The sequence below is a fragment of the Mesorhizobium sp. M0772 genome (assembly GCF_040320135.1).
Taxonomy (GTDB): domain Bacteria; phylum Pseudomonadota; class Alphaproteobacteria; order Rhizobiales; family Rhizobiaceae; genus Mesorhizobium.
Genome location: NZ_JAMYPB010000002.1, coordinates 213,459 through 227,517, shown reverse-complemented (window position 1 = coordinate 227,517; position 14,059 = coordinate 213,459). Strand labels below are relative to the sequence as shown.

Genomic DNA, 14,059 nt, shown 5'->3' with positions numbered 1-14,059 from the left:
GGGGGGGGGGGGGGGGGGGGGGGGGGGGGGGGGGGGGGGGGGGGGGCCGCGGCCGCGCGGGGGGGGGGGGGGGGGGGCGCGGAGGAGGGGAGGCCGGACGACTGGACGAACCTGCCTCTGCCTTCTCGTCCGCAGATTGCTGAAGCCATGTCGGCGCCGTTGGCCACGGATGACGACACAACTGATTCCGAGCGTCGTCGGCAACCCGAGCTCAGTCGCGTCGAGCAGGTCGTGAAGCCTTCGACCGAGAACGAATTCGAGATCGATCACCTGGATGACGTGGAGGACGAGGTTGCCCGCAACCGTCGACTGACGCGCCTGATGCAGGGCGTTGCGCGGCAGGCGTCGCTCGACCCCGGCGACGGCGTGGATATGTGAGGCTCCCATGGTAAAGCCACCTCGCAAGCAACGCCTGTCCGTCTATCTCGATCCGAAGGTCATGAGCAGGCTGGCCGAACATGCGGCGCGCCGTGATTTTTCACGGTCGCTCGTCGCGGAGGCGGCAATCGAGTCGTTCCTCTCACCCGATGCCGCCGAGCGGCAGGAGGCGGCGATCACCAAGCGGCTTGACCAGCTGGACCGCCGTATGACGCGCCAGGAGCGCGATGTCGCGATTGCCGTGGAGACGCTCGCTGTTTTCGTCCGCTTCTGGCTGGCGACAACGCCGGCTTTGCCCGAGCCCGCGGCACAGGCAGCCCACTCCAAGGCTGGCGAGCGCTATGATGCCTTCGTCACCGCGCTCGGCCGGCGCCTGGCGAGAGGTCCAAAGCTTCGGCAGGAGATCTCCGAGGACATCGATGGCGGTCTGGACACACACCAGCCCGGCACGCCCGCGCGCTGAACGGACTGGCGGACCGAGATTTTGCAAGCATCGATATGTCAAGCATATCAAAGTATTGTAACGATATGTTGTCATGGAACTCGCGTTGCCAACCTGTCGGGGGGTTTGGCAGACAAGAGCTAGACAGCCGCAGGGCAGGGTCGCTGATACGGGAACCATGTTGGGCGCGAAATCCGCAATTCAAGATCCGTGATTGCATGAGGGACCACGCCTTTATGAGCTTCTAGAAAAAGCAGCCGTCTGAGCCGAACCAGTTATCTCAGTGGCTAGGCGGTGTCAGGATCTTTTCGTTGAAAATTATAGTCTGTATGCTATAAGGCAAAGGGCGAATGAAAAACCAAAAGCTCACGGTATGGATGGGATCGTCGAAGGATGACCTGCGCGAGTTTCCGGTCGATGTTCGCCGGTTGATGGGTGTCGCAATCAACGACGCCCAGAATGGTGAGGAGCACCCGGCTGTCAAAGCCCTGAAAGGGTTTGGGGGCCGCAGCATCCTCGAGGTGGTCGACGACTTCGACGGAGATACCTACCGCGCCGTCTACACCGTCCGCTTCGCTGGCGTGATCTACGTCCTTCATTGCTTCCAGAAGAAGTCGAAGAGGGGCAGGGAGACACCCAAGCATGAAATCGATCTCGTCACAGTACGATTGAAGGCGGCCGAGGCGCACTATCGTGAAAACTATGGGAAAGGAACAAAGTCATGACGGAAGACATCACCGCCGAAGTGAGCAGCGGCAACGTGTTTGCGGACCTCGGCTTTGACAATCCCGAAGAGGAATTGCTCAAGGCCAAGCTGGCCCGCGAGATCCGCGCCATTATCAAGCGCCGGCGCCTGACCCAGGCGAAGTCGGCTGAACTGCTCGGAATGAAACAGCCCGACGTCTCCGCGATCGCCACAGGGCGAACGGGTAAGTTTTCAATAGACAGGCTGGTTCGCTGTCTGGACCGGCTCGACTACAAGGTCGACGTGGTGGTTCGCCACAAGCCTCGACGGTCAACTCGTGCTGAAGCCGCGTGATCTGACGGCTTTACCGACGAGCGCACAATTGACGGCGAGCGCCGCCCTTGCCTGAAGATCGCCGGCCTTGATCACAGGTCGGCACCGCCAATCTCCTGTATTTGCACGCTACGCCACTACGCCTCGATATAGGTGTTGAAACCACTCGAGATGCGGCTCTCTTAATCATCCCCGTCCAGGGGCCGTCCATGTTCCCCCGGATCGAAACGGGGACAGGATGGCAGCTTCGCCTCACAATTCAGAAGGTCTGGCGCGCGGCGCACGCATGCTGCGCACAGCGCTCGGACCTGCGATCGCGCGCTATCTCGACGACGCCGGCATCGTCGAAGTGATGCTTAATCCCGATGGACGTTTGTGGATCGACCGCCTGTCCGAGGGGTTGTCCGACACAGGAGAGCGTTTGTCAGCAGCGGACGGCGAGCGCATCGTTCGCCTCGTCGCTCATCATGTCGGTGCCGAAGTCCATGCCGGCGCCCCACGTGTCTCGGCCGAGCTGCCCGAGACGGGGGAGCGGTTCGAAGGGCTTCTTCCTCCCGTCGTCGCGGCGCCCGCCTTCGCGATCCGCAAGCCCGCCGTCGCCATCTTCACCCTCGAAGATTATGTCGCGACCGGAATCATGTCGGCGCAGCAGGTGGACGCGCTGCGCCAGGGCGTTGCCAACCGCGCGAACATCCTCGTTGCAGGCGGCACCTCCACGGGCAAGACCACGCTGATCAACGCGCTGTTGGCCGAGGTGGCCAAGACCGTCGATCGCGTCGTGATCATCGAGGATACGCGGGAACTGCAATGCGCAGCGCCGAATCTCGTGGCGATGCGAACGAAAGACGGTGTCGCGTCGCTCTCCGATCTTGTTCGCTCATCGCTGCGCCTGCGCCCCGACCGCATTCCAGTCGGAGAGGTGCGCGGGGCCGAGGCGCTCGAACTGCTCAAGGCCTGGGGCACCGGCCACCCCGGCGGCCTTGGCACGATCCACGCCGGCAGCGCCATAGGTGCGCTCCGAAGGATGGAGCAGCTGATCCAGGAAGCCGTGGTCACGGTTCCACGCGCGCTGATCGCCGAGACGATCGACCTGGTTGCCGTCCTTTCCGGCCGCGGCTCAGCCCGCCGACTGTCCGAACTCGCCCGTGTCGATGGCCTGAGCCCGGACGGCGATTACCGGGTCGCGCCAGCCGTCCTCGAGGGCGACGACAGCCCGACCTTGCTCATCCAAAGCCCTGAAGGAGAAATTCCATGATCCAACGCCTGCGCCTCGCGCGCCATCGTCTCGCCATGACCGTCTCCGGTGCCACGCTCATCCTGGTGATGGCCGCGCCCGCTTATGCCTCCGGCTCGTCAATGCCGTGGGAACAGCCGCTGCAACAGATCCTCCAATCGATCGAAGGTCCGGTCGCCAAGATCATGGCGGTGATCATTATCATCGTAACCGGCCTGACGCTCGCCTTCGGCGACACGTCTGGCGGCTTCCGCCGGCTCATCCAGATCGTGTTCGGCCTGTCCATCGCTTTCGCGGCGTCGAGCTTCTTCCTGTCGTTCTTCTCGTTCGGCGGCGGAGCGCTGGTCTGATGGCGGGCGCTGTCGAACAGGGCGGCCCAATGCCGGATTATACAGTGCCCGGCTATACGGTCCTTGTACACCGCGCGCTGACGGAGCCGATCCTGCTCGGTGGCGCCCCGCGCGCCATTGCGATCATGAACGGGACGCTCGCGGGCGCCGTGGGGCTGGGGCTGCGTCTGTGGCTCGTCGGCATCGCCATCTGGGCGATCGGCCATGTTGCCGCAGTCTGGGCGGCCAAGCGCGATCCGCTTTTCGCCGACGTCGTTCGCCGGCACCTGCGCATACCCGCGCATCTCACGGTCTAAGCGAGGTCGCACCTATGATGAACCTTGCCGAATATCGCAACCGCAGCAGCCGGCTCGCCGACTTCCTGCCCTGGGCGGCATTGGTCGGCGCTGGAATCGTCCTCAACAAGGACGGCAGCTTCCAGCGCACCGCGCGTTTTCGCGGTCCCGATCTCGACAGCGCCGTGCCGGCCGAACTGGTCGCCGTCGCCGGCCGACTCAACAATGCCTTCCGCCGCCTCGGCTCCGGCTGGGCGATCTTCGTCGAGGCACAGCGCCATGCCTCGACGCGCTATCCCGACAGCAGCTTTCCGGATGCGGCCTCGACGCTGGTCGATGCGGAGCGCAAGGCGGGCTTCGAGGAGGCCGGCGCGCATTTCGAGTCCAGCTACTTCCTGACGCTCACCTATCTTGCGCCCGCCGAAGACACCGCCCGCGCGGAAAGCTGGCTCTACGAAGGGCGGGAGAAGAAGGGCCTCGACCCCAATGAGGTGCTGACCGGGTTCACTGACCGCAGCGACCGCGTCCTGCGCCTAGTCGAAGCCTTCATGCCGGAGTGCCGCTGGCTCGATGACGCCGAGACGCTGACATATCTGCATGGCTGCGTCTCGACCAATCGCCACCGTGTCCGCGTTCCCGAAACGCCGATGTATCTCGATGTCCTGCTGGCCGACCAGCCGCTGACCGGCGGGCTTGAGCCGCGGCTTGGCGCGTTGCATCTGCGCATTCTCACGGTCACGGGGTTCCCGACCGCGACCACGCCGGGTCTGCTCGACGAGCTGAACCGGCTGGCCTTCCCGTATCGCTGGTCGACACGCGCGATCCTGCTCGACAAGACTGATGCGACCCGGCTGCTGACAAAGATCCGGCGTCAATGGTTCGCCAAGCGCAAATCGGTCGCCGCGATCCTCAAGGAGGTGATGACCAACGAGGCGTCCGTCCTCGTGGACACCGACGCCGCAAACAAGGCCGCTGATGCCGACATGGCGCTCCAGGAGCTCGGCGCCGACTATGCGGGCATGGCTTATGTCACCGCGACGGTGACTGTTTGGGACGATGATCCTGGCATCGCCGACGAGAAACTGCGCCGGGTCGAAAAGGTCATCCAGGGCCGCGATTTCACGGCAATTATCGAAACCATCAACGCCGTCGACGCCTGGCTCGGCAGCCTGCCGGGTCACGTTTACGCCAACGTCCGTCAACCTCCCATCTCCACCCTCAATCTCGCCCACATCATTCCGCTTTCCGCGGTGTGGGCGGGCGAGGTGCGGGACGAGCATCTTGCAGCGCCCCCTCTGCTTTTCGGCAAGACCGAAGGCTCGACCCCGTTCCGGCTTTCGCTTCATGTCGGCGACGTCGGCCACACGCTGATCGTCGGCCCGACAGGCGCGGGCAAGTCCGTGCTCTTGGCGCTGATGGCGCTGCAGTTCCGCCGCTATGCGGGGTCACAGGTATTTGCCTTCGATTTCGGCGGCTCGATCCGCGCGGCGGCACTCGCCATGGGCGGCGACTGGCATGATCTCGGCGGCGATCTCAGCGATGGAGCGTCCGATAGCGTCAGTCTCCAGCCGTTCGCGCGCATTCACGATGTCCCCGAGCGCGCCTGGGCCGCCGACTGGATCGTGGCGATCCTGACGCGTGAGAATGTGACGATCACGCCTGAGATCAAGGAGCATATCTGGACGGCGTTGAGTTCTCTGGCGTCCGCGCCTGTCGAGGAGCGCACCATCACCGGCCTGGTCGTGCTGCTGCAATCAAACGATCTCAAGCAGGCATTGCGCCCCTATTGCGTCGGAGGTCCCTATGGCCGCCTGCTCGATGCCGAGCACGAGCATATCGGATCGGCGTCGGTCCAGGCATTCGAAACCGAGGGGCTGATCGGAACAGGTGCCGCGCCCGCCGTCCTGTCCTATCTCTTCCATCGCATCGAGGACCGGCTCGATGGCTCGCCAACCCTTCTCATCATCGACGAAGGCTGGCTTGTGCTGGACGATGAGGGCTTTGCCGGCCAGCTCCGCGAATGGCTAAAGACGCTGCGCAAGAAGAACGCCAGCGTCATCTTCGCCACGCAGTCGCTCAGCGACATTGACGGCTCGGCAATCGCGCCCGCGATCATCGAGAGCTGCCAGACCCGGCTTCTCCTGCCGAACGAGCGCGCCATCGAGCCGCAGATCACGGCGATCTATCGTCGATTCGGCCTCAACGATCGGCAGATCGAGATCATCGCGCGGGCGATGCCAAAGCGCGACTATTACTGCCAGTCCCGACGCGGCAACCGGCTGTTCGAGCTCGGTCTGTCGGATGTGGCACTCGCGCTCTGCGCTGTATCCGCGAAGACCGACCAGGCCGCGATCGCCAGCATCGTCGCCGAGCATGGCCGCGACGGGTTCCTCGCTGCCTGGCTCACCCACCGTGGCGTCGGCTGGGCCGCTGAACTCGTTCCCGCCCTAACCAGCCCCGCCCTCACCAACAAGGAGAAGTCCCCATGAAACAACGCCGTTCCCTTGGCATGCGGTTCGCCGCCGCACTGCTTGTCGCTCCTGCCGCGCTCTCGCCGATGCTGGCGACGCCGGCACAGGCCTTGATCGTTTTCGATCCCTCGAACTATTCGCAAAACGTCCTGACGGCAGCGCGCTCGCTCGAACAGATCACCAACCAGATCACCTCGCTTCAGAACGAAGCGCAGATGCTCATCAACCAGGCCCGCAATCTCGCGAGCCTGCCGTTCTCCTCTCTGCAACAACTCCAGCAGTCCGTGCAGCGTACGCAGCAACTGCTCGGTCAGGCGCAGAACGTTGCCTATGACGTCCAGCAGATCGATCAGGCTTTCCAGCAGAAATACGGCAACGTCTCGCTGTCGGCTTCGGATCAGCAACTCGTCGCCGACGCGCGCTCGCGCTGGGGCAACACGGTTGGTGGCCTTCAGGACGCTATGCGTGTGCAGGCGGGCGTCGTCGGCAACATCGACACCAATCGCAGTGAGATGTCGGCGTTGGTCGGCCAGAGCCAGGGTGCGACCGGCGCGCTTCAGGCAACACAGGCCGGCAACCAGCTCCTCGCGCTCCAAGTGCAGCAGCTCGCCGATCTCACCGCTGTCGTCGCCGCGAACGGTCGGGCGCAGGCGTTGCAATCGGCCGAACAGCCCACCGCCGTCGACCAGGGCCGAGAGCAGCGCCGGCGCTTCCTGACGCAGGGCTCGGGCTACCAGCCCGGCAGTGCGCAGATGTTCTATGGCAAGAACTGAGGTCGGCGCGATGGAAGGCAAGCTCCTCGCTCGCATCGGCGCGGTCATCTTCATCGCGGTCGCTTTGACAGTGACCGCGATCGAGATGAGCAGCAAGGACGATGAGCCTGACGCCCTTGGGACACGGGACCGTTCCACCGCGTCACAAGACCCGCTCGCGTTCGAATTGCGCCGCTGTTCCGGGATCGGCGAGGCCGGTCCTCGCGATCCCGGTTGTCTGAAAGCGTGGGGAGAGAGCCGGCGCCGGTTTCTCGCTCCAGGTGACTCGGCAACGGCGCCTGCTGCCGTTGCCCCGAAAACGTTATTCCCTGATGTGCCGGCGTCAGCCGACCGGAAAGGAGGGACGCGGATGGATGTGACCACTCCCGCGATGCAGGTCGAGCCTCCTCGGCCGGAGGCTCGCTGACATGGGCGGCATGGGCGTCATCGACCATTTCCTCGAAGTCTTCACGCGCTACATCGACAGCGGCTTCGGCCTGCTCGGCGGGGAGGTCGGCTTTATCGCCACAACCCTGATCGTCATCGACGTGACGTTGGCTGCGCTCTTCTGGTCCTGGGGTGCGGACGACGACATCATGGCGCGCCTCGTCAAGAAGACCCTATTCGTCGGCGTCTTCGCCTATCTCATCTCCAACTGGAACAATCTCGCCCGCATCGTCTTTGAAAGCTTCGCCGGGCTTGGCCTGAAGGCCTCGGGTACGGGTTTTACCGTCAACGATCTCATGCGCCCGGGCAAGGTGGCGCAGACCGGGCTCGATGCCGGCCGGCCGTTGCTGGACTCGATCTCGAACCTGATGGGCTATTGGTCCTTCTTCGAGAACTTCATCCAGATCGCCTGCATGTTCTTCGCCTGGGCGCTGGTGCTGCTGGCCTTCTTCATCCTGGCAATCCAGCTTTTCGTCACGCTGATCGAATTCAAGCTGACCACGCTCGCCGGTTTCGTGCTCATTCCCTTCGGTCTGTTCGGCAAATCCGCCTTCATGGCCGAGCGGGTGCTTGGCAACGTCATCTCGTCCGGCATCAAGGTGCTGGTGCTCGCCGTCATCATCGGCATCGGCTCAACGCTCTTTTCCGAGTTCACCGCGGGGTTCAGCGGCAACACGCCGTCGATCGACGATGCCATGGCGATCGTGCTGGCCGCGTTGTCGCTGCTCGGCCTTGGCATATTTGGACCTGGCATTGCCAACGGCCTCGTCTCCGGCGGCCCGCAACTCGGCGCGGGTGCTGCGGTCGGCGCTGGGCTCGCCGTCGGAGGCATGGCAGCAGTCGGCACTGCGGCCGGCGGCGCAGTCGTGTCTGGAGGCGCGGCTGTCAGTGGCGGTGCTGCAGCGGCGGCCCGTGGCGGTGCCGCCATGGCGGGCAGGGCGTCCACAGCCTACGGCCTCAGCGCGGCCGGAGAGTCTGGCTTTTCTGGCGTCGCATCCGGGCTCGGCGGTGTCATCAGAGCCGGCGCCCAAGGTGCCATCTCACCGCTCAAGCGTGCGGCCAATAATGCGGCAGGCAGCATGAAGCACAGCTACCAGTCGGGCGCTCGCGCTGCCTTCGAGACGACGGGCGGGTCATCCACGGCTGGCACAATCGGCGCGAACGCGCCCGAAGCCGGCTCCGCACCCGTCGCGTCCTCCGCAACCGAAAGTCAGCCAGCCTGGGCGAAGCGCATGAAGCGCTCGCAACAGATGACCCATGGCGTCCAGGCCGCCGCCCACGCCGTTCGCAGTGGCGACAGCCATGGCGGCGGCTCCTCGATCAACCTCTCTGAAAGTGACTGAGCATGTTCAAACGACCGTCCACGCACTACGGCAAGTCCCCACAACCCGAGACCCCCTACCAACGCGCTGCTCAGCTCTGGGACGAGCGCATCGGTTCGGCTCGCGTGCAGGCGCGCAACTGGCGCACCATGGCCTTCGGTTGCCTGGCGCTCGCCGCGGGGTTCTCGGCCGCGCTCATCTGGCAATCCGCCAAAGGCTCGATCATGCCTTGGGTGGTGCAGGTCGATCGTCTCGGCCAGGCGCAGGCTGTGGGACCTGCGGTCGGCGACTATCAGCCGAACGATCCGCAGATTGCCTTCTACCTGGCGCACTTCATCGAACAGGTGAGGTCGATCCCCGCCGATCCGGTCATCGTGCGGCAGAACTGGCTGCGCGCCTACGACTTCGCGACGCAGGGCGGGGCGCTGGCTCTCAACGACTATGCGCGCGCCAATGACCCGTTCACCAAGGTCGGCAAGCAGCAGGTCGCCGTCGATGTGTCGTCGGTCATCCGCGCATCGCCGGTGAGCTTCCGAATCGCCTGGGTCGAACGCCGCTATCAGGACGGCTCACTGGCTTCCACGGAGCGCTGGTCCGCCATCCTCACCATTGTCGTCCAGCCCCCGCGCGACGCTGATGCGCTGAGGAAGAACCCGCTTGGAATCTACATCAACGCCATCAACTGGTCGAAGGAGCTTGGACAATGATGCCCGTACTCTGCAAAGCCGCCCCTTGGGGGCGTCCGGTTTTCCTCATCCACGCAATGCCGGCCTTCCGCAAAATGGCCCTTCCAGCGCTTTTGCTTTGCACTTCGGCGCTTGCGGGCTGCGCCACCAGGCAGAAGCCGCCGGAGATTTCCTATGACGATCCGGTCCCGGCCGTGCATGCCGTCGATCCGCCACCGCCCGTCAAGGTGGTGGAGCTGTCGAAGCCGCTGCCGCTTCCAGGCCAGTTGAAGCCGGTCGGCAAGGCCGCAAAGCCCGACCCGGAACCGACCGATCCGACCGCGCGCGTGAACTTGGCCAATGCGGCCGCGCGCGTCCAGCCTGTCCGCAACGGCTTCATCAACTCGATGCAGGTCTATCCATTCGTCGATGGCGCGCTCTATCAGGTCTATGCCTCGCCGGGGCAGATCACCGACATCGCGCTCCAGCCCGGCGAGCAGCTCGTCGGTTCCGGTCCCGTCGCCGCCGGCGACACCGTGCGCTGGATCATCGGCGATACCGAGAGCGGTACGGGCGCGGCCAAGCAGGTCCACATACTCGTCAAGCCGACGCGCGCCGACCTTCTCACCAATCTCGTCATCAATACCGATCGGCGTACCTATCACATGGAACTGCGCTCGACGCCGTCGACCTATATGGCGTCGGTTTCCTGGCAATACCCGCAGGACCAACTCATCGCCTTGCGCAGGCAGAACCAGCAAGCTGAGGCTGCACAGCCGGTCTCGACAGGCATCGATCTTTCTCGCGTCAATTTCCGCTACGAGGTGACGGGCGATCGCGCACCGTGGCGGCCGCTGCGCGCCTTCGACGATGGCAAGCAGGTGTTCATCGAGTTCCCGCGGGGCATCGGCCAGGGTGAGATGCCGCCACTCTTCGTGGTAGGGCCGGAAGGCGACACGTCCGAGCTGGTCAACTATCGCGTGCGCGGCAACTACATGATCGTCGACCGGATGTTTGCCGCCGCCGAGTTGCGCCTCGGCGCCGGCAAGAACCAGAGGCGCGTCCGCGTCTCCCGCACCGATGGGGTAAGGAGCAGTCGATTTTCATGGATGCATGGCCCTGGTGAGACCCCGCCAGCGACGAACCTCCGAACAGGCCGGGGAGGGTCGTCATCATGAGCGACAAAATGGATCCCGGGAAGAAAGAAGGCCGGGGGCCGGCGAATGACGCCCGGCCGGAGGCACCGGTCGAGGATGACGCCCGGCCGTTGACAGGTGAGCCGGCCGCGGCCATGCGGCTGCGCGCCGAGCCGTCGCGCGTGACGCGTCTGTCCCGCAAGGCGTTGGCCGGATTGGGGCTCGCCGCTAGCCTCGCTGTCGGCGGTGCGCTGATTTACGCGCTTCAGAACCGTCAGCAAGGCCAGGGTCAGGAGCTCTATTCAACCGATAATCGTTCGACGCCCGATGGGCTCGCCGGTCTGCCAAAGGACTATACGGGCGTTCCAAAGCTTGGCCCACCGCTTCCCGGCGATCTCGGCCGCCCGATCCTCAACGCGCAGAATGGCGGCCCGGCGAACGGAGCGCCGTCGTCGGGCTCGGTCGGACCGGATCCAGAGGAACAGCGCCGGGAGCAGGAACTGGAGGCGGCGAGGACCGCGCGTCTGTTCGCGTCCACGCAAACGCGGCCCGCTAGTGACGCGACTGTCGCTCGAGCCACGACAGACACCATGCCACAAACCGATCTCGCCAACCTTGGCCTCGCTTCGCAGTCAGCGACGCCCTCGGCGCAAGACCGCCAACTTGCGTTCCTCGACCAGCCGCCTGACAAGCGCACCGTCTCGTCGGATCGTGTTGCGGCGCCGGCGTCGAAAAACGTCCTGCAGGCGGGCGCCGTCATCGCAGCTGCCCTCATCACTGGCATTCGCTCAGACCTGCCCGGTCAGATTACCGCGCAGGTGACGGAGAATGTCTATGACAGCCCCACCGGACATATCCGTCTCATTCCGCAGGGGACGCGCCTCATCGGCCAGTATGACAATGGGGTCGGCTTCGGCCAGCGTCGCGTGTTGCTGGTATGGACCAGGCTGATTTTTCCTGACGGCCGCTCCATCGTTCTGGAACGTGAGCCTGGCGCGGACGCTGAGGGCTATGCCGGTCTCGAGGACGGCGTCGACTATCACTGGGGCGAGTTGTTCAAGGCTGCAGCACTTTCCACGGTTCTGAGCATCGGCGCGCAAGCAGGCTCATCGGGCCAGGAGAGCGACATCATGCGCGCTCTTCGCCAGGGTGCTTCCGACAGCATCAGCCAGACAGGCCAGCAGATCGTCCAGCGGCAGCTCAACATAGCGCCGACGCTCACCATCCGACCGGGATTCCCGGTGCGGGTGATCGTCACACGCGATCTCGTGCTCGAACCTTATGGGGGGCTGAAATGGCCAAGCTGAAACTGGGGCCAATCGCTGACGACAAGCCTGTCAAGGTCATGGTGGAACTCCCTGCGGCACTGCACCGTGATCTGACGGCTTATGCCGAGATCCTCGGCCGCGAAGCGGGGCAACGGCCCGCCGATGCGCCGCGCCTCATCGTTGCGATGCTGGAGCGGTTCATTGCGACGGATCGAGGCTTTGCCAGGGCAAAGCGTTCGGAGGGTGGTTAGAGGCTGGACGACTGAAGTCAAACCGGGTCAGTCGCACCTCCCAGTCATGGCGTGACTTCAGAAATCGCGCCGCGGCGTCCCGAACTTCCTCCATTGACAGGGGTAGGCCCGGGTCGCGTTGCGGCCACCAGGTTTCTTGCGGTCCCAACCAGGCGCAGAAGCGCACGCTTTGGGTTCGATTCCAGCCACACCGCCTTAATCGAACTGATGCTGTGCTGACCGTCGATGGGTTTCCATACTGTAGCGTCGATGGCGACTGTCCTGGCAAAACCTTCGCCCGCCAGAGTAACGCCTTGACCGAGTTGCACCTTGAGGATGACCGTCGCTTCGCTCGCGCGACATATTTGAATAGCGGGGCCACCACCTGCGGCAATCTTTTCCAACAAAACCGGATCCAGCGGCGATCCGACCGAAACCAGCAGGCAGGTATCTGCAAGATCTGCCCATGTGACCGCAGACCTTTCAGCAAGCGGATGGTAACAGGGCAGGAGAATGAACAAGCGCTCGTGTCCAAATAGCTCGCTGCGGCATAAGGCGCCGTTCTCGAGCCCGTGCGTGAACACGATGTCAAGGCGCCGGCGACGTATTGCCGCCAGACACTGATCATGGGGAACGTCCTCGATGGCGATGCTCACGTCCGGATGCAAGCCGCGAAATCGATCGACAAGCCGCGCCACGAACGCCCGTCCTATCTGACCGCACAACCCTATCTTGACTGTTTTGGCATCCTGGTCGCCAGGACCACCTCCGGCCATGGCATCTTGCAACCCTTCATAATGAGCCCGGACGAGGTTAGTCCAGGCCCGGCCTGCTTCGGTCAGCCGAACGCCATGGACGTCGCGGTCAAACAACTGCATGTCCAGCAATTGTTCGAGAGCAACGATGTTGCGGCTGACACAGGATTCCCTCACCCTGAGAACTCTTGCGGCCTGCCTGAGGCTGCCATGGTCGACAGCCGCGAAGACATGGTCCAAACGACGCAACGTGTTGTTGACCTGTCTCAAGGCACAGGAGCCTATTCCTGCGCGGCGGCGACGCTAACCGGCAGGGTCGGATACAAGCTGGTTTCGTAGACGTACTCGTGCGGAATGGCCGGAGCGGCCATCTGGGAAAGGTATCGGTTCAGGTTTTCCTCGCTATTGCTCGCCGCGAGACTACAGAAATTTCCGCTGTTCCAGGTCAGGGCGCAGTAGCTGAAATGCGCGCGTATGGCGTCAGCCATCTTTGCCAAAGTCACCTCATTGCCGAACATCGTATTCAGAACGAGGGTTTGCTTTTTCTCGATTTCGTCTGGGGGAAAATAGCGCGCCTTGAAGCCGAAATCCTTCTGGTATTCGCGACGCCTGTAGTCCGGCTCCTCGGTTGCCCGGAACTTCTCGACGAAGACGAAGATTCCGTCCGGCTTGAGGTGCTGTGTCACGAACTCGATCTGTCCCACTCTGTTCGGCGAGTACATCTGAAAGGTCGTATCTTCCAGAATGATATCGAAACCGTGGGCGAAATTTGCCAGTCGCGGATCCGAGCCCAGGACGTCCTTTGTCAAATGATGGAAGGGACCAATGAAAAAGTCGGCGTGCGGTGGTTGGCCATAAGCCATGAAGCATTTGTAATTCTCCGCGTTCGGGCTGCACGACAGTGAGCGTACCTGCCCATCGGACAGTTCCGACAGTGTCCTCGCCATCGTGCCTTCCGCTGTTCCAAGGCTATATAGCGAAAGCGGACCACCACGATGCCGTGCGTATTTCAGCACTGCGTAGGCCATCCGGCACTCTTCCTCTAATCTGTAGGGAATGCTGCCGTGGTAGTGCTGGTCGAAAAAACCTTGTCGTGCCGCATGCAGGCTGACCAAGCCGTGCAGCAGTTCATCGCTCGGCAGAAGGCGGGCGTCCGCGACGGGCTTGCGGATTGGCATCCCGCTCTTGCCAGCGGCGGTCGCGGCGAAAAAGCCGGCTAGTCGGTTGATCCGTGGGCCAGCGTCGCACTCAGCCAGAAAGTCGTCGAGTCCACGCATCGCAGTATGCCTCCAGCACCGTTCCGTTGGTGAGATGCC

At 63.7% G+C, this 14,059-nt stretch carries 17 protein-coding genes; 15 read left to right on the top strand and 2 right to left on the bottom strand.

The features are described from left to right. Positions 1-147: 147 nt before the first annotated feature. From NKI06_RS02600 to NKI06_RS02530, 15 genes are all read left to right on the top strand, one after another. Positions 148-378, top strand: a complete 231-nt coding sequence (locus tag NKI06_RS02600) for a hypothetical protein (protein WP_352559099.1) — start codon at positions 148-150, stop codon at positions 376-378. Positions 379-385: 7 nt separating this feature from the next. Next, positions 386-841, top strand: coding sequence for a ribbon-helix-helix domain-containing protein (locus NKI06_RS02595; RefSeq protein WP_023673519.1), 456 nt, complete (start codon positions 386-388; stop codon positions 839-841). 356 nt (positions 842-1,197) lie between these two features. Next, complete coding sequence (locus NKI06_RS02590) at positions 1,198-1,545, top strand: type II toxin-antitoxin system RelE/ParE family toxin (RefSeq protein WP_031203332.1); 348 nt, start codon at positions 1,198-1,200, stop codon at positions 1,543-1,545. Then, entirely contained in the window at positions 1,542-1,859 is a 318-nt protein-coding gene (locus NKI06_RS02585; RefSeq protein ID WP_006338687.1) for a helix-turn-helix domain-containing protein, read from the top strand. Before NKI06_RS02590 ends, NKI06_RS02585 begins: the two co-directional genes overlap by 4 nt. Before the next feature lie 217 nt (positions 1,860-2,076). After that, positions 2,077-3,093, top strand: coding sequence for a P-type conjugative transfer ATPase TrbB (gene trbB, locus NKI06_RS02580; protein WP_352983835.1), 1,017 nt, complete (start codon positions 2,077-2,079; stop codon positions 3,091-3,093). After that, a complete protein-coding gene (locus NKI06_RS02575; protein ID WP_023673516.1) occupies positions 3,090-3,422 on the top strand; it encodes a TrbC/VirB2 family type IV secretion system protein in 333 nt (110 codons plus the stop codon). The genes trbB and NKI06_RS02575 overlap by 4 nt, the downstream gene beginning before the upstream one ends. Further along, complete coding sequence (locus NKI06_RS02570; protein ID WP_023673515.1) at positions 3,422-3,718, top strand: VirB3 family type IV secretion system protein; 297 nt, start codon at positions 3,422-3,424, stop codon at positions 3,716-3,718. The genes NKI06_RS02575 and NKI06_RS02570 overlap by 1 nt, the downstream gene beginning before the upstream one ends. A gap of 14 nt (positions 3,719-3,732) precedes the next feature. Beyond that, the gene (gene trbE, locus NKI06_RS02565) at positions 3,733-6,186 is read left to right on the top strand and encodes a conjugal transfer protein TrbE (RefSeq protein ID WP_286456769.1); all 2,454 of its coding nucleotides are present in this window, start codon (positions 3,733-3,735) and stop codon (positions 6,184-6,186) included. Further along, the gene (gene trbJ, locus NKI06_RS02560) at positions 6,183-6,941 is read left to right on the top strand and encodes a P-type conjugative transfer protein TrbJ (RefSeq protein WP_352983833.1); all 759 of its coding nucleotides are present in this window, start codon (positions 6,183-6,185) and stop codon (positions 6,939-6,941) included. The genes trbE and trbJ overlap by 4 nt, the downstream gene beginning before the upstream one ends. A 10-nt stretch (positions 6,942-6,951) precedes the next feature. After that, a complete protein-coding gene (gene trbK-alt / locus NKI06_RS02555) occupies positions 6,952-7,347 on the top strand; it encodes a putative entry exclusion protein TrbK-alt (protein ID WP_031215562.1) in 396 nt (131 codons plus the stop codon). A 1-nt stretch (position 7,348) separates the two neighbouring features. Next, the gene (gene trbL / locus NKI06_RS02550) at positions 7,349-8,710 is read left to right on the top strand and encodes a P-type conjugative transfer protein TrbL (RefSeq protein WP_023690476.1); all 1,362 of its coding nucleotides are present in this window, start codon (positions 7,349-7,351) and stop codon (positions 8,708-8,710) included. 2 nt (positions 8,711-8,712) lie between these two features. Further along, positions 8,713-9,396 carry a conjugal transfer protein TrbF gene (gene trbF, locus NKI06_RS02545; protein ID WP_023673791.1) on the top strand — a complete coding sequence of 228 codons (684 nt, stop codon included), beginning with the start codon at positions 8,713-8,715 and terminating at the stop codon, positions 9,394-9,396. After that, positions 9,393-10,532: a P-type conjugative transfer protein TrbG gene (gene trbG, locus NKI06_RS02540; RefSeq protein ID WP_023697519.1), complete on the top strand. Its 1,140-nt coding sequence runs from the start codon at positions 9,393-9,395 to the stop codon at positions 10,530-10,532. The genes trbF and trbG overlap by 4 nt, the downstream gene beginning before the upstream one ends. Continuing rightward, positions 10,529-11,797: a TraB/TrbI/VirB10 family type IV secretion system protein gene (locus NKI06_RS02535; protein ID WP_352983830.1), complete on the top strand. Its 1,269-nt coding sequence runs from the start codon at positions 10,529-10,531 to the stop codon at positions 11,795-11,797. Before trbG ends, NKI06_RS02535 begins: the two co-directional genes overlap by 4 nt. Continuing rightward, entirely contained in the window at positions 11,785-12,009 is a 225-nt protein-coding gene (locus tag NKI06_RS02530) for a DUF2274 domain-containing protein (protein WP_023673788.1), read from the top strand. Before NKI06_RS02535 ends, NKI06_RS02530 begins: the two co-directional genes overlap by 13 nt. Before the next feature lie 44 nt (positions 12,010-12,053). Here NKI06_RS02530 and NKI06_RS02525 read toward each other — a convergent pair whose 3' ends face one another. Beyond that, positions 12,054-13,013: a LysR family transcriptional regulator gene (locus NKI06_RS02525; protein ID WP_084013102.1), complete on the bottom strand. Its 960-nt coding sequence runs from the start codon at positions 13,011-13,013 to the stop codon at positions 12,054-12,056. Between the two features lie 11 nt (positions 13,014-13,024). Beyond that, a complete protein-coding gene (locus NKI06_RS02520; RefSeq protein WP_352498912.1) occupies positions 13,025-14,020 on the bottom strand; it encodes a class I SAM-dependent methyltransferase in 996 nt (331 codons plus the stop codon). Positions 14,021-14,059: the final 39 nt, after the last annotated feature.

Excerpts from the sequence above, each read along its gene's own strand:
- NKI06_RS02530 (WP_023673788.1), top strand. The coding sequence starts at position 11,785 with ATGGCCAAGCTGAAACTGGGGCCAATCGCTGACGACAAGCCTGTCAAG.
- NKI06_RS02535 (WP_352983830.1), top strand. The coding sequence starts at position 10,529 with ATGAGCGACAAAATGGATCCCGGGAAGAAAGAAGGCCGGGGGCCGGCG.
- trbG (WP_023697519.1), top strand. The coding sequence starts at position 9,393 with ATGATGCCCGTACTCTGCAAAGCCGCCCCTTGGGGGCGTCCGGTTTTC.
- trbF (WP_023673791.1), top strand. The coding sequence starts at position 8,713 with ATGTTCAAACGACCGTCCACGCACTACGGCAAGTCCCCACAACCCGAG.
- NKI06_RS02595 (WP_023673519.1), top strand. The coding sequence starts at position 386 with ATGGTAAAGCCACCTCGCAAGCAACGCCTGTCCGTCTATCTCGATCCG.
- NKI06_RS02570 (WP_023673515.1), top strand. The coding sequence starts at position 3,422 with ATGGCGGGCGCTGTCGAACAGGGCGGCCCAATGCCGGATTATACAGTG.
- trbK-alt (WP_031215562.1), top strand. The coding sequence starts at position 6,952 with ATGGAAGGCAAGCTCCTCGCTCGCATCGGCGCGGTCATCTTCATCGCG.
- trbJ (WP_352983833.1), top strand. The coding sequence starts at position 6,183 with ATGAAACAACGCCGTTCCCTTGGCATGCGGTTCGCCGCCGCACTGCTT.
- NKI06_RS02590 (WP_031203332.1), top strand. The coding sequence starts at position 1,198 with ATGGGATCGTCGAAGGATGACCTGCGCGAGTTTCCGGTCGATGTTCGC.
- NKI06_RS02600 (WP_352559099.1), top strand. The coding sequence starts at position 148 with ATGTCGGCGCCGTTGGCCACGGATGACGACACAACTGATTCCGAGCGT.
- NKI06_RS02575 (WP_023673516.1), top strand. The coding sequence starts at position 3,090 with ATGATCCAACGCCTGCGCCTCGCGCGCCATCGTCTCGCCATGACCGTC.
- trbE (WP_286456769.1), top strand. The coding sequence starts at position 3,733 with ATGATGAACCTTGCCGAATATCGCAACCGCAGCAGCCGGCTCGCCGAC.
- trbB (WP_352983835.1), top strand. The coding sequence starts at position 2,077 with ATGGCAGCTTCGCCTCACAATTCAGAAGGTCTGGCGCGCGGCGCACGC.
- NKI06_RS02520 (WP_352498912.1), bottom strand. The coding sequence starts at position 14,020 with ATGCGTGGACTCGACGACTTTCTGGCTGAGTGCGACGCTGGCCCACGG.
- trbL (WP_023690476.1), top strand. The coding sequence starts at position 7,349 with ATGGGCGGCATGGGCGTCATCGACCATTTCCTCGAAGTCTTCACGCGC.
- NKI06_RS02585 (WP_006338687.1), top strand. The coding sequence starts at position 1,542 with ATGACGGAAGACATCACCGCCGAAGTGAGCAGCGGCAACGTGTTTGCG.